The 14,227-nt window shown below is 57.8% G+C and carries 14 protein-coding genes; 5 read left to right on the top strand and 9 right to left on the bottom strand.

Going from position 1 to position 14,227, the window contains the following annotated elements; genetic code table 11:
• Position 1 precedes the first annotated feature (1 nt).
• Entirely contained in the window at positions 2-1,279 is a 1,278-nt protein-coding gene (gene iscB, locus NXF97_RS09135; protein WP_274955786.1) for an RNA-guided endonuclease IscB, read from the bottom strand.
• A 288-nt stretch (positions 1,280-1,567) separates the two neighbouring features.
• The gene (locus tag NXF97_RS09130) at positions 1,568-2,206 is read right to left on the bottom strand and encodes an HdaA/DnaA family protein (RefSeq protein WP_022372514.1); all 639 of its coding nucleotides are present in this window, start codon (positions 2,204-2,206) and stop codon (positions 1,568-1,570) included.
• Positions 2,207-2,375: 169 nt separating this feature from the next.
• Between NXF97_RS09130 and purM the strand changes: the two genes are divergently transcribed.
• On the top strand, positions 2,376-3,404 hold the full coding sequence (gene purM / locus NXF97_RS09125) for a phosphoribosylformylglycinamidine cyclo-ligase (protein ID WP_022372513.1): 1,029 nt from the start codon (positions 2,376-2,378) through the stop codon (positions 3,402-3,404).
• A gap of 63 nt (positions 3,405-3,467) precedes the next feature.
• Here the strand turns inward: purM and NXF97_RS09120 are convergent, their stop codons facing one another.
• Positions 3,468-4,382: an AEC family transporter gene (locus tag NXF97_RS09120; protein WP_022372512.1), complete on the bottom strand. Its 915-nt coding sequence runs from the start codon at positions 4,380-4,382 to the stop codon at positions 3,468-3,470.
• Between the two features lie 166 nt (positions 4,383-4,548).
• On the opposite strand from NXF97_RS09120, the gene tsaE reads away from it, so the two are divergent.
• The 3 genes from tsaE to NXF97_RS09105 all read left to right on the top strand — a co-directional run bounded on the left by tsaE (position 4,549) and on the right by NXF97_RS09105 (position 8,085).
• Positions 4,549-5,055, top strand: a complete 507-nt coding sequence (tsaE, locus tag NXF97_RS09115) for a tRNA (adenosine(37)-N6)-threonylcarbamoyltransferase complex ATPase subunit type 1 TsaE (RefSeq protein WP_022372511.1) — start codon at positions 4,549-4,551, stop codon at positions 5,053-5,055.
• A complete protein-coding gene (locus NXF97_RS09110; protein ID WP_274955785.1) occupies positions 5,052-6,254 on the top strand; it encodes an N-acetylmuramoyl-L-alanine amidase in 1,203 nt (400 codons plus the stop codon). The genes tsaE and NXF97_RS09110 overlap by 4 nt, the downstream gene beginning before the upstream one ends.
• 112 nt (positions 6,255-6,366) lie before the next feature.
• Positions 6,367-8,085 (top strand): PhoH family protein, encoded by a 1,719-nt coding sequence (locus NXF97_RS09105; protein ID WP_074009091.1) that lies wholly within the window; start codon positions 6,367-6,369, stop codon positions 8,083-8,085.
• A gap of 305 nt (positions 8,086-8,390) precedes the next feature.
• Here the strand turns inward: NXF97_RS09105 and NXF97_RS09100 are convergent, their stop codons facing one another.
• The 6 genes from NXF97_RS09100 to rpsF form a co-directional block, all read right to left on the bottom strand.
• Positions 8,391-8,900 (bottom strand): DUF456 domain-containing protein, encoded by a 510-nt coding sequence (locus NXF97_RS09100; RefSeq protein WP_274955784.1) that lies wholly within the window; start codon positions 8,898-8,900, stop codon positions 8,391-8,393.
• 16 nt (positions 8,901-8,916) lie between these two features.
• Positions 8,917-10,347 carry a replicative DNA helicase gene (dnaB, locus tag NXF97_RS09095; protein WP_235836727.1) on the bottom strand — a complete coding sequence of 477 codons (1,431 nt, stop codon included), beginning with the start codon at positions 10,345-10,347 and terminating at the stop codon, positions 8,917-8,919.
• A 215-nt stretch (positions 10,348-10,562) separates the two neighbouring features.
• Complete coding sequence (rplI, locus tag NXF97_RS09090; RefSeq protein ID WP_022372506.1) at positions 10,563-11,012, bottom strand: 50S ribosomal protein L9; 450 nt, start codon at positions 11,010-11,012, stop codon at positions 10,563-10,565.
• A gap of 2 nt (positions 11,013-11,014) precedes the next feature.
• A complete protein-coding gene (gene rpsR / locus NXF97_RS09085) occupies positions 11,015-11,296 on the bottom strand; it encodes a 30S ribosomal protein S18 (RefSeq protein ID WP_022372505.1) in 282 nt (93 codons plus the stop codon).
• A 10-nt stretch (positions 11,297-11,306) separates the two neighbouring features.
• Positions 11,307-11,621, bottom strand: coding sequence for a primosomal replication protein N (gene priB, locus NXF97_RS09080; protein WP_235836728.1), 315 nt, complete (start codon positions 11,619-11,621; stop codon positions 11,307-11,309).
• Positions 11,622-11,647: 26 nt separating this feature from the next.
• The gene (gene rpsF, locus NXF97_RS09075) at positions 11,648-12,067 is read right to left on the bottom strand and encodes a 30S ribosomal protein S6 (protein ID WP_022372503.1); all 420 of its coding nucleotides are present in this window, start codon (positions 12,065-12,067) and stop codon (positions 11,648-11,650) included.
• Positions 12,068-12,347: 280 nt separating this feature from the next.
• Between rpsF and NXF97_RS09070 the strand changes: the two genes are divergently transcribed.
• Positions 12,348-14,117, top strand: coding sequence for a flavocytochrome c (locus NXF97_RS09070; protein WP_274955783.1), 1,770 nt, complete (start codon positions 12,348-12,350; stop codon positions 14,115-14,117).
• The last annotated feature ends 110 nt before the right edge of the window (positions 14,118-14,227 follow it).

The following is a 14,227-nucleotide window of genomic DNA, read 5'->3' as shown; positions in this document are numbered from 1 at the left end:
TTCAGACGCGGGAGGAATCGCGGTCCTCCTTTCTCAGTTCGGTTAAAAACGTCTTTCGCTTCTCAAGAAGCGAAAGTTTCTTGTAGGAAATACCGGCAGAAATCTTTGTACCGTTCAGACGGCGCACATCGAATGCACCCGAGGAGCGTCTGCCAAAAATAAAGCCGACTTCCCCTTTGCACAGCACCTTGTCAAAGAGCCTGAAGCCGTGCACTAGGTACGGAGCCTGATGGCGCTTGCGCACACCTCCTTTGAGAATCGTCAGCTTGTGGATCTGGCGATTGTGGCGGCGCGTCTGTTTCTGAAACAGGTATTCGCCCCGACGTTTTGCGTCGAGGACGCCAGCAATGCAGAAAGCATCCGCGCAATGCGTCTTCGGCAAGCCCGCGACGATGCGCTTGTGTTTGGTCAGATACCCGTAGGTATTCGTGACAGGCAATTCGGGATGGCGCTCGCGCAGGCGGTTGAGCACCGTCCAACGCATGAGGCCCATGAAAGTCTCTGCCCTGAAAGAAGCGCCGCGCCGGGGACTGAACTGCTTCAACTTGCCTGCGTGATACGCCTTGTGGCACGCCTCGCAGAGCGTGATGAGATTGCCCGGCGCGTCGCCTCCCGTTTTCCGACTCTCAATGTGATGCAGGTTGAGAATCAGATCTTTCGATCTGCCTTTGCAGGCTTGGCAAACGTGACCGTCGCGGAACAGCACATATTCGCGCACGTTCCAAAAGCCAAGCTGCTCGCCTTGCTGATAGTCCGTGCCTTCGACTTCGGGATTCTTGATCTTCTGAATGTCGAAGGATGCGGTTTCAATCACGATTTTGGTGATCGGAAGCACTCGGCAAACCGCTTCAATGCGCGATATGTGCGCCTGAATGCGGTTTTCAACGGACGGCGCAAGCCAACCCTTGTGCTTTGATCGAACGCGATTATCAAAACGCGGCGCACGGTAGCGGGTCTTGTGGTTGCGTCGGGAGCGGCGAAGTGCCAAGCGATTCGAGAGCAAGCCCGTCACGTCCTGCCGCAGTTCGACCTCGGAAGCCAACAACTCTTCCTTGGCGGTCGTTGCGCTCAGGCCGACGTGCTTGTAGCCCGCATCCACACCCAAGGTGATCGGCTGCTTTGTTTCGCCCGTCGGCACCGTCAGTTGAATCACAAAGGGCGTTCGGCGCACAGGCACGGCCTTCCCGGCCCGAAGGAGCTTACGCGCCTTGGGCGGGGAGCACGGCATGAGCGGTTGCCCGCGCATATTCAACACAAAAACTTTCAAAGTGTTCTCCATTGACGGATACCTCACGGGCTCCGTCTGCTCGACCTTGCGGTCGGTGGTGATCCTTCGCCAATGTTGGAAGGGGTTTGTTGTCTGAAGCACCGCTCCTACCTCTCAGAGCTTTTAACCGCAGACCGCAGAGCGCGGGACTAGGATCGACATCCCGCGGTGCCTGTTTGCGTCCCGTCTTGCGACGGAACGGATTCCCAACCAACGGAGTCCGTCCGAAAACGGACTGAGGCTAGTCAACCAAGACTTGTTGCCAAGCCTCTGACTTCAGTCAGGGGTAGTTGACAGTTCTTATAAGGTTTCAAGAAGCTGCTGCATCAGAGGAATCGTGACGCGGCGCTTGCGCTGCAATGAATACACATCGGCGGCGTTTAAGAGCCGCATGAGCGTTTTCATGTCCCGCGGGCAGGTGGTCTCAATCCAGTGAAGCACTTCGGGACTGAGGTCAATGCCCCGCATCACGGCGCGGCGCTCAAATTCGGCCATTGCGTGCTCTGCGTTTAAGGGCCGGATTTCAAAGGTAAGGCCCCAGGCAAGGCGGCTACGGATATCTTCGCGCACGGCAAGCATCAGAGGGGGCCTGTCGACTGAGGTCACCAGGCGCGAGGCCGGGTGCGCCCTTACCTCATTCATGAGGATAAAAAGCCGCTCCATGTCTTCGGCGTCAAACGCTTCGACGTTATCCGCGGTGTAAAGCCGGATGCGCTCATCAAACTCCGGCACGCGCCGCGACTGCTGCGGCGTTAAAGCGCGCAGCAAATGTGTGCGGCCGCTTCCGGCCCGGCCCCAGAGGCAGATAAACTGCGGCCCCGTGCCCGCACGGCAGGCAGCCAGCGCAGCCACCGCCTCACGGTTACCGTCGGCGTCGAAATTTTCCAGTGTCGGCGCTTCGGTCTCGGTCAGATTGAGGGCTAATTGCTCAAAGGGCATGCAAAACCGCGGTTTCAAAGAAAAAAGTCAAAAAGTGAGCCACTCCCGCACAAAAAACGGGAACCCGGGGCGCCGCCTTCCGTTACAATAATCGTTTGCAGAGAATGCGGGCCGCGGCAAGTGTAGCGCGACTTCTTTCTATTCCCTATTTTTAGCGGTAATTTTTCCTATGACACAACTGTCTTACGCCGGCGCAGGCGTTTCCATTGAAGCCGGTGACGAACTCGTTGAACGCATTAAGCCCGCGGCAAAGCGAACCCTGATTCCCGGCGTCTTAAACGGCATCGGGGGGTTCGGCGCCCTCTTTGAAATCGGCCGCGAATACCGCAACCCGGTGCTCGTTTCCGGCACCGACGGCGTTGGCACCAAGCTGATGCTTGCCTTTAAGCTCGGCCGCCACGACACCGTGGGTCAGGACCTTGTGGCAATGAGCGTGAACGATATCCTCGTTCAGGGCGCAAAGAGCCTCTTTTTCCTTGACTACTACGGCTGCGGAAAACTGAACGTCGACATCGCCGAACGTGTTGTCAAAGGCATCGCCAAGGGCTGTGAACTTGCGGGCTGCGCCTTAATCGGCGGCGAAACCGCGGAAATGCCCGGCATGTACCCCGAGGGCGAATATGACCTCGCCGGTTTTGCCGTGGGCGTTGTGGAAAAAGACGAAATCATTGACGGTAAGACGATTGCCGCGGGCGACGTGGTCTTGGGTCTTGCCTCTTCCGGCCCCCACTCCAACGGCTTTTCCTTAATCCGCAAGGTCGTGGAAGTCGCCGGAGCCGACTGGAACATGCCTTTTGACGGCGCAACGCTTGCGGACCGCGCGATGGAACCCACCCGCATTTACGTCAAACAGGTCTTAAACGTCCTGCAGAAGGTGAAAATCAAGGGGATGGCCCACATCACCGGGGGCGGCCTCGTGGAAAACATTCCGCGCGTTCTGCCTGAAACCGTGAAGTGCGAAATCGACGCGGGCAGCTGGAAGCGCCCCGCCATCTTTGACTGGCTGCAGGAAAAGGGCGGCATCACCGACCACGAAATGCACCGCGTCTTTAATAACGGCATCGGCATGGCCGTGGTGGTCGCAGCCGAAGACGCTGAAAAAGCCGCGGAAGCCTTCCGCGCCGAAGGCGAAACGGTTTACCGCATCGGCACCATCACGCCGCGCGCTGAAGGTGAAGACGGCTGCATCGTCCGCTAAGCGGTTTTAATGGCGGTGAACGGGAGCGCTCGTATCTGAGTTGCTCCCGTTTTTGTTGCCCGCCTACATGATCATCAGGGCCACCGACATCGAGGCAATCGAAACCGCGACACACACGGAGCTTAAGTTTGCCGCCATCGCGAGGTCTAGCCCCAGGCTTGCCGTGTAGATAAGACTCATTGCGGGCATGGGCGCAAGACACGTTAAAACAAGCGCCTTTCGTACCTCGTCGTCTGCCGGAATGTAGTGGTAGGCAAACCAGGCCAAGGCAATGCAGGGGATAATGCGCAAAGCCACGATGCGCGCGACGATCAGAAACTTTTTCAGTGTCATCGAGAGGTCAATGCTCTCCCCGATCATGATCATGCACAAAAAGGCGTTCGCGGCCGCGCCGATCTTGGCAATCTCCACCACGCCCTGAGGAAGTTTCAGAGAAAACAGCGACAACACCACCATCACGGCAAAGGCAACCAGAGGGCCCGAGCGCACGAGTTTTGAGGCGATAAGTTTTACGGCCGCCCTGAAGGTTGTCTGTACGCGGCTGCCGGATATGAGCGCATACGTGCCGCCACCGCTCATAATGACGTTTCCGACGTCAAAAACACACGTTGCGAGCACCCCATGCGACGGATAAAAGGCCGAAACGTAGGGGACGGCAAAGGGCCCCACCGAAAAGCCCCCGAGGTTCAAACGGATAAAGTCCCGCATATCCCGGTCTTTCGTTCTCAGTGTCAGGATCCAGGCGTAGGTGAGAAGCAGGATGTTTGCGGCAAAGCCAAAAAGCGCGATCAGAAGCATCGTGCCTTCGATGCGGATGCCGTTAAGGTTTGCGGCAATGACGCAAGGGAGCGTCACATAGATCACCAGGCCGCTCACCGCGTGGAAAGTCTCCGCCTTTAAAACACCCGTGCGCCGAAGGATGTAGCCCAGGACGATAAAGGCCACAAACGAGAGAATTTTGGCAAGGCTCTCCTGCATACAGACTCCGGTCGGCACGATAGGCACGAAAAAAGGGATCCGTATTCTTTCACAAGCCTTCGGCGGCGTAAATAAGGAGGTACCTCCGGCCGCATGTAAAAGTCTGTTCGCATTGTTGAAAAAAAATGAGGCCTCTCAAGTCTCTCCCGTTATACTTGCGGCCATCATGAGAGAGGACGAAATCACAACGCTCACGTTAGCCGATGAAGCGGCCACGGCGCACCTCGCAGCCACACTCTGCGCGGCGCTTCTGGCACACGCACCCGCACTGCGGGAAACCGGTTTTAACCTGCGCCTTGAGGGAAACCTCGGCGCCGGAAAGACCACGTTTACCCGCGCGCTTTTGCGCGCTGCCGGTTTTGCCGGGCGCGTGAAAAGCCCCACGTTTGAGCTTGTGACCGATTACGACTTCACTGACGGCATCACGCTGCACCACTTTGATTTCTACCGGTTTGAAGACCCGCAGGAATTTGACGATGCGGGTTTCCGGGATCTTTTCGGTGCCGGCAACGTCTGCGTATCCGAATGGAGTGAAAAAGCAGAACCGTTACTGCCCGCGGCGGACCTTGTGATTGAACTCACGCCTGAGACGCCCCTTTCGCGCACCGCGAAAATGACGGCCACAACAGAGCTTGGCCGCCGCGTTTTAAAGAAGGTGCAAGTAACGCCATGACCTCCCGCCGCACACTTTTAGCGTCCATGCTCACGCTCGCCTACGGCGTGCCCGTTGTGACGCTTGCCGCTGCCGCCAGGCTTTCCGCCGACTACGATCGGACATCCTCTTACGGCGTGCTCACGGTCTCGGCGCCGGGGGCCTCAAAAATCCGCACGCATGTGTTGGGCGGCCGCAACCCCGTGCGCTACCTCATCGATATTGAGGGCGTGAAACTCACCGAGGAACTCTCGCGCGATATCCGGCGCATTGCCTCGGACCGCTTTGTCTCGGACGTACGCTGCGGGCAATATAAGCCCGACACTGTGCGTATCGTCGCGGAGATGAAGAAGGGCGTGGGCGGTGCCGTCCTTACCGGCAGTTCCCTCTCGCGTTTCCGCGTGCGCTTTGCCGAAGGAAAGTCCGCTCAGATCACGCAGACAGAAAGCACACCCCGGCAGACAGCGAAGGCCGCCGAGCACAAACCCGTGAAACAAAACACCGCCCGCAAAAAGGAAACAATCTGCGTGGTGATTGATGCCGGGCACGGCGGTGCCGACCCCGGTGCCGTGGGCCGCAAAAAGACCTACGAAAAGCACGTGGTTCTGGAGATTGCCAAAAAGCTCGCTAACCAGATTAACCGCACGCGCGGAATGCGCGCCGTTCTTACCCGTACGACCGACGTCTTTATCCCCTTACATAAACGCGCGCAGCGCGCGGTCACCGAAAAAGCGCATCTTTTTGTGAGCGTGCACGCCGACGCCTGGACCTCGTCCTCTGCGCACGGGGCCTCGGTCTTTACGTTAAGTACGACGGGGGCTTCGTCCCTGCAGGCCCGGTGGCTGGCGCAGACACAAAATAAGGTGGACGAAATCGGGGGCGTTGACTTTTCCACCGTCCCGCAGCAGGCGCGCCAGGCCGCAGTTGACATGCTCGCCGAATCCAAACTCATTGCGGGGCTACAGATCGGGCACGCGGTGCTTGCTGAAATGGGTAAAGTCGAATCGCTGCACAAAGACAGCGTGGAATCCGCCGAGTTTGCGGTTTTGAAAGCCCAGGGCATTCCCTCGATTCTCATTGAAACCGGATTTCTGAGTAACCCGAGCGACGAGAGCCGCTTGAGAAGCTCCCAGCACCAGACGCGTGTGGCGCAGGCCGTCTGCCGCGGCGTGGTGCGTGCCGTGCGCGAGTACCCGGGGTACTTCACGCCAAAAGGCTGATGCCTTTCCAACCAAAGCCCGCCCGTGAGTTTCCGGGCGGGCTCGTCATGCAGAGAACAAACAATCCCGCTACGATTGTGCGTATCAAAAATTTGTTTGTTCGGTAAGTCCTATGCCGCTTCCCTCTGCCCCCAAAGTTGAAGGCGATATCCTCGCCCGCCGTGAATACGGTGCCCGTGTCAAACCCGAAGACCTCAAAAAGGCTGCCAAACCCGTGAAGGCGAAAGCCCCGGCGGCTGTTAAGGCCAGAACCGCAAAAGAGGGCTCTAAGCCCGCAACCAAGACGCCCGACGCAAAGGCTCTGAAACACGAGAAACCCGCAAAGAGCCCCAGGCCCGCAGCGCCCGCCCTGAAGTTACCTGGAAAAGCCGCCAAAGAGGAGCGTTCGGTCCCCAAAGAGGCGGACGCGGGTGCCAGCCGCCTCAGAAAAGGGCGCGCTGCCAAAACCGCCGACAAACCGCGCGTTTTTGTGCTTGATACGAACGTCCTTTTGCACGACCCGATGTCGATTTTCCGGTTTGAGGAGCACGACGTGTTTCTCCCGATGACAACGCTTGAGGAACTCGACAACCACAAGACCGGTGTGAGCGACATTGCGCGTAACGCCCGACAGGTAAGCCGCAGCATCGATCAGCTGCTGGAAACCTCCGCGGGCGACATCACCGAGGGTGCGCCCCTAAATGCGCTCGGAAACCGCGAATGTAAGGGCCGGCTTTTCTTTGAGACGGAGGAACTGAGGGCCGAACTCCCCTCGGGACTTCCCGCGGGAAAAGCCGACAACATGATCCTTGCGACCGTAAAGGCGCTGCAGGCAAAACTTCCCCACAAGTCCGTGGTGCTTGTGAGTAAAGACATCAACATGCGCATCAAAGCGACGGCCCTGGGGATGGCCGCCGAAGACTACTTTAACGATAAGACGATCGACGACACGGACATTCTCTACACGGGCCGCACGGTTTTGCCTGAGAACTTTTGGGACCTCACCGCCAAAAGCCTTGAGTCCTGGCAGGCGGACGGCCGCACGTGGTACCGGTTTGCGGCACTGCCCGGCCTCACGTTTTACGTGAACGAATTTGTGGCCTCAAAAGACGCCGAGTTTCTTGCGCAGGTGCAAAGCGTTGAAAACGGCATCGTGACGCTTGCAACGCTTAAGGACTACATGCAGCCGCAAAATGCAGTTTGGGGCATTCACGCGCGTAACCCCGAGCAGAGCATGGCCTTAAACCTTTTGATGAACCCCGAGATCGACTTTGTGACGTTACTCGGGCAGGCCGGAACCGGCAAGACCCTTCTCACGCTTGCGGCGGCTCTCACGCAGACACTGGATATGCGCAAATTCAGCGAAATCATCTTTACGCGTGCGACCGTCTCTGTGGGCGAAGACATCGGGTTTCTGCCCGGCACTGAAGAAGAAAAGATGCAGCCCTGGATGGGGGCTCTGGAAGACAACCTCGAGGTTTTAAATAAGAGCGAGCGCGGCACAAGCGACTGGAGCCGCAACGCCGCCAATGATCTCATCCGCAGCCGCATCCGCGTCAAATCCATGAGCTTTATGCGCGGCAGAACGTTTTTAAATAAGCTTGTCATCATCGACGAAGCCCAGAACCTCTCGCCCAAGCAGATGAAAACGCTCATTACGCGTGCGGGTCCGGGATCAAAAATTGTGTGCCTCGGGAACATCGCGCAGATCGACACGCCCTACCTCACCGAAGGCTCCTCGGGCCTTACCTACGTCGTTGACCGCTTCAGAGGCTGGAAGCACGCAGGCCACATGACGCTTGAAAGGGGCGAGCGAAGCCGCCTCGCGGACTTTGCCGCTGAGGCGCTCTAAACCGCGTCTTTCAAGCACTCACGGGCGGAATTTCCGCCCGTTTTTTTTCGCGTCAAACAGCACTGCTGTCCAAAATAGACTCTACTACACTACTGTCCAAAACGGATTTGTGCATCAAAAAATAGTTTGTTGATTTAAAAGAGAAAACGCGAATTTTCGGTTTTAGGGGCCTACCCTACAACAACGCTCCCTCAGTTCAAACGGCACACCCCAAAAACAAAGGCCCGAAAGATCATAGCCTCCCGAGCCTCTGCGCTGTCCGGCAGTGCAGAACACACCGCCGGCACACCCCTAAAAATTCTCTATCAGAACCAAAGGGCAAAACAAATGATGCCGGTCATCATGAACGCCAGCGCAATCTTAAGTGCCGACCCCACCATCATGCCGATCCAGGTGGCAATGCCGACGTTGCCGGCCACCTTGAGGTTGCGCTGCGCAATGAATTCCCCGATAAAGGCGCCGATCAGGGGCATAAAAAGAATCCCGAAAATGCCCATAAATAGCCCGGCGATCGTGCCGATCAAAGCGCCCGCGGTACCGTACTTCGTGGCCCCGGCTTTCTGCGCGCCCATTGTCTGCGCGACCCAGTCAACGGCAAAGCCGATCACCGTGAGTACCCCCAGGATAACCAACGTCACCCAGCCGATTTCCTGATAGTCCCCGATCCAGGCGGCAAGCCACCCGCCCGCAAAAATCATGGGATGCCCGGGCAGCGCCGGCACAATCGTCCCGGCAATCCCCACAAGAATCAGAACAATGACCGCACACCACAGTGCAACGTCCCCCCAGTTAACTGAACTCAGACTCTCCCACATACATCTCTCCCAATCTTTACTGCGCCATCTCGGGCGGAACGTTTACGTCTTCGGCCAAGTTGTCAAAGCGCGTGAACATACCGTCAAAGCGCATGCGCACAATGCCCGTGGGGCCGTTACGCTGTTTGCCGATAATGATTTCCGCGACGTTCTTGTCGGGCGTTTCTTTGTTGTAGACCTCATCGCGGTAAATAAAGAGAATGACGTCGGCGTCCTGTTCGATAGCGCCGGATTCACGGAGGTCACTCATCACGGGGCGCTTGTCGGTACGCGCGTCCACGCCGCGGTTTAACTGCGAAAGCGCAATGACGGGGACGTCCATTTCCTTGGCGAGGCCCTTCAGTCCTCGGGAAATTTCCGAAATTTCGGCCGCACGGTTTTCGGCGGCAGCAGCGCGAGCCGACCCGCTCATGAGCTGCAGGTAGTCAACGACGATTAAAGACAAGGGCCCGGTCTTACGCACAAGGCGCCTTGCGCGGGCACGCAGTTCGTTTACCGTCAGGCCCTGCGTGTCGTCGATATAAAACGGGGCCTTTGCCATATTCGCGACCACTTCGGTGTAGTGCGACCAGTCGGTGTCATCAAACCGGGCGCGGCGCATTTTCTGCGCGTCGATGCGGCCCACGGAACTGATCAAGCGCTTCGCGAGCTGCACCGAGGTCATTTCCATGGAAAATACCGCCACGGGCATTTTGAGTGAAAGCCCCGCGTACTCTGCGATATTCAAGGCAAAAGACGTCTTACCCATGGAGGGACGCCCCGCGACGATGATGAGATCCCCCTTTTGCAGCCCCGAAGTCATGCGGTCCAATACCGTAAAGCCGGTGGGAAGCCCTGTGACGTCATCACTGCTTTTAATCTGGTAAAGGGCCTGCAGTTCGCGCGTGACGTCTGCGGCCAGTTCATTTAAGACGCGGAAACCCTTCTTACCCTTGTTGGACTTTTCGTCAATGGCAAAGACGACGCTCTGGGCCTGGTCAAGGAGCTGCGAGACGTCCCCGGTCTGAGGGGCAAGCGCTGAGGTGGCGATCTGGTCGCCCGCGGTCACCAGCTGCCGCAGAATCGAGCGGTCACGCACGATTTCAGCGTAGCGGCGAATGTTGGCCGCGGAGGGCGTGCCGGTCGCGAGGTTTGAAAGGTACGCCAAGCCCCCTGTTTCCTGGGCTTTGCCTTCGCTGTCTAAAGCCGTAAAGACGGTCACGACGTCGGCGGGCTGACCGGCCGTGCACATCTGCTGAATCTTTTCGTAGATGAGGCGGTGATCGTGCCGGTAGAAGTCGTCCGGGCCGATGACGTCGGCAACGAGGTCAAAGGCGTTGTTGTCAAGCAGAAGGCCCCCAAGAACACTCTGCTCGCTTTCAATTGACTGCGGGGGGCGGCGTACGGACGCTACTTCCGTATCCGCATTTTCAACGGGGATCGCCCCCAAATCCATATCGTCCATCATCACTCCAGACTCGGTCTTCTTTTCTTTTGAGGCCGCTATCTTATCCGACTCAAGGCCCCTGCTCAATCCGTATTTTTCCAATTTTTTCAAGGCAAAAGAAAACCGGTTCATTTCGCCGGGCCGTCAAAAAAAGACAGCCTGCAAAACAAACCGGTTTGCAGTGCCGGGGCACGTCTGAGACGCGCCCCACACTAAGCAAGAACCCCGAGGGCTTCTTACTCTTCGGCCACCACCTGGACGGTGACGTCGGCGGTGATGTCGGTCATCAGACCGATGGTGATCGTGAAGTCGCCCACGGCCTTGATGGCGCCGAGCGGCGTACGGACCTGGCTCTTCTTGATCTGGAAGCCGAGCTTGTCAACCGCTTCAGCGATGTCGGCGTTCGTGACGGAACCGAACAGACGGCCGTCAACACCGGCCTTGCTCTTAATCACAACGGTCTGACCGTTGAGCTTGGAGGCCACGTCCTGAGCCGCAGCGATGCGTTCAGCCTGGGCCTTTTCGAGTTCGGCACGGCGGGCTTCGAATTCAGCGATGGCGGCCTTGGTGGCGCGCTTGGCGTGCCCCTGAGGAATCAGGAAGTTACGGGCGTAGCCGTCCTTGACCTTAACGACAGCGCCGAGTTCACCGAGGTGAGTAATTTTTTCGAGAAGAATGACCTGCATGATTAACGCGTCCCCTGGTTATCGGTGTAGGGCAACAGAGCGAGGAAGCGGGCACGCTTGATCGCGGTGTCGAGCTGACGCTGATAGTGCGCCTTGGTTCCGGTCAGGCGGGCCGGCATGATCTTGCCGTTTTCCTGAATGAAATCACGCAACGTATCGATGTCCTTGTAGTCGATCATTTCGACGTGTTCGGCCGTGAAGCGGCAGAACTTCTTGCGCTTAAAGAGAGCGCTCTGCTGGTTGCTGCGGCGGGGCTTGCCCTTACCTTTTGCACCAAATGCCATTTTTCAACTCCTAGTTTTTGAATTCCGTTATGTGAACAACGAGTCTTTGTGTCCTGACCGACCGCGGCGAAAGAAACCCTTTGATTTGAATTGCCTTACCTGTTGCTGTCTTTGCCAGGGCAAGAGCCGCTTCGGCAAAGGCAATCGCGGGAAAGTCAAATTCGAGCTTTCTCACCGCTCCGGCCTCGAAAACCTCGGCCGTGTGATGCAGGCGCCCTTCCCAAACGGGGATACCGCCCGGCGTGTAGCGCAGCTCGCGGGCTTCGACGACAACACCGGAAATTGCAAGGGTGTTGATGCCGCAGGCCTTGGTGGTTTCAGTCACTGAGCCTCTTTGTTCTTAATCCGTTATCAGGCCTCGGTTGCGGCGGCTTCGGCAGCCGGAGCAGCTTCAGTTTCGCGGGCAGCGGCGGCTTCAGCAGCAGCGGCAGCCTTGCGGGCCTCATCCTTCTCAACCGTCTTCATCATGACGGAGGGAGCCGTTTCGGCCTTCTTCATCTTGACGGTGAGGTGACGCAGAATCGCGTCGTTGAAGCGGAATCCGTTTTCGATCTCAGCAAGCGTTTCGCTCGTGCACTCAATGTTCATGAGCACGTAGTGAGCCTTCACGAGCTTCTGGATCGGATAAGCGAGTTGACGACGGCCCCAGTCTTCGATGCGGTGAACCTTACCGCCCTGTTCGAGGATGAGGGACTTGTAGCGCTCGATCATCGCGGGGACCTGTTCGGACTGATCCGGGTGCACGATGACGCACAGTTCATAATGACGCATTGATTCCTCCTTACGGAAATAAGCTGCCCGAGCGTCGTATCGGTGCAGCAAGGATGCGAAAACGCGATATTGTAGACAGGTTTAACCCGAAAAACAAGCGTCTAAACCCTGTTTTTCTTTGCTTTTGCTTCTTTCTCCGTCTGCGTCAACACAGCCGCAGATCGCCCGCCGCACGCGCCCGGCGCGCGGATTATGATTTTTAGGTAAGCATCTTTACCGAGGGACTGCGGCGGCACGTATGCCGCCCGTACTCCCCTTTTTCGCAAAGTAAGGAGAATCCATGTTGTTTCGTCAAACTCTTTTAGCTGCCGCCGTCGGTCTTATGTCCGCCGCTGCCGTTGCCGCTCCCGTCACCACGCAGGGTACGGGCGTCGGTAAACACGGTGACATGACGGTTGCCGTCACCTTTGATAACGGCCGCATTCAGGCGATCGAGATCGTGAAGGAAGCCGAAAACCCGGTGCTGGCCAAGAAGGTCTACACCGACCTGAAGGCAGCTGTGATCGCCTCAAACAGCGCCGACCTGGATGCAATCTCCGGCGCCACCTTCTCCTCGAAGGGCTTTCTTGATGCCGTCAAAGACGCCGCCAAAAAAGCCGGCGTGACGCTCTCCAAAGCCGACGCCAAGGCCATTAAAAAGGTTGTCAAAAACATCCCCGCCGTCAGTAACTACGACGTCGTCGTGATCGGCGCGGGCGGCGCCGGGTTCTCCGCCGCCATTGAAGCAAAGAACGCCGGTGCCAACGTTGTGCTTCTGGAAAAGATGCCGGCCGTGGGCGGCAACTCCCTCATTTCGGGCGCCGAAATGAATGCCGCGCGCAACTGGGTGCAGCCCAAACTCGGGATCCTGGACGACAGCGCCGAGCGGCACGCCGCCGACACCTTTAAGGGCGGTGACAAAAAGGGCGACATGAAGGTCATTAACGTCATGACTGCCAACGCCCTTGACGCCGCCAAGTGGTGCCGCGACTACCTGGGCGTGCGTTTTGAAGACGACAACCTCTTTTTCTTCGGCGGCCACAGCCGCAAGCGTGCGCTGATTCCGGTGGGCCACACGGGCACGGAATTCATTGCGAAATTCCAGGCCAAGGCCGATGAACTCGGGATCCCGGTGATCACCGACATGAAGGCCGAAGAACTCATCAAGGATAAGACCGGGCGCGTGGTGGGCGTAAAGGCCACCTCGCACGGCGCAACCTACACCTTTAACGCCAAGGGCGGCGTGGTGCTGGCTACCGGCGGCTTTGGTGCCAACAAGGCAATGGTCAAGAAGTACAACCCCAAGATTGATGAACGCTTTAAGACCACAGACGCCCCCGGCACGACCGGTGAAGCGCTTTATATGGCCAAGCGCGCCGGCGCCCAGCTCGTGAACATGGGCTACATCCAGACCTACCCGATCTGCGACCCGATCTCTGGCGTCATTGAATTGATTGCCGACAGCCGCTTTGACGGCGCGATTATGCTGAACCAAGAAGGCAAGCGCTTCGTGGAAGAGCTCGAACGCCGCGACGTGTTGTCTGAAGCCATTTTGAAGCAGACCGGCAACTACTGCTGGGTGCTCTGGAACGACAACATCGGCAAGATCTCCAATACCGTCAAGGAACACCCGACCGAATACGAAGCCTTCACGAAGCAAGACATCATGGCCACGTGCCCGGACTTAAAGTGCATCGCCGACTTCACAAAGATGCCCTTAAAACAGCTTGAGAGCACCGTCAAACGTGTCTCCTCGATGGCCGGCAAAGGTAACGACAAGGACTTCCATCACAGAGGCGGCTTGATGGACATGAGTGAGGGCCAGTACTACGTGATTAAGGCCGTTCCCTCCACCCACCACACGATGGGCGGCGTGAGAATCAACGAAAAGGCACAGGCTCTCACCGCCAAGGGCCAGGTGATTCCGGGCCTTTGGGCGGCCGGTGAAGTCACGGGCGTCACCCACGGCACGAACCGCTTGGGCGGCAATGCCTACACCGACATCATCGTCTTCGGACGTATTGCCGGTGAAGCCGCGGCCTTTGAAGCGGCGGCACGTTCCGCCAAGTAATGCGGCACATGTAACGCGGGGCTAACGTCCCGCACGAACCCGGCAACCGGACATTTTCGGCTGCCGGGTTTTTCTTTGCGTTTTCTCTTTGTGTTGATTTTTTCCGCGGC

The sequence above is a fragment of the Duodenibacillus massiliensis genome (genome assembly GCF_928721995.1).
GTDB lineage: Bacteria > Pseudomonadota > Gammaproteobacteria > Burkholderiales > Burkholderiaceae_F > Duodenibacillus > Duodenibacillus massiliensis.
This window is presented reverse-complemented; position numbering and strand designations above follow the sequence as displayed.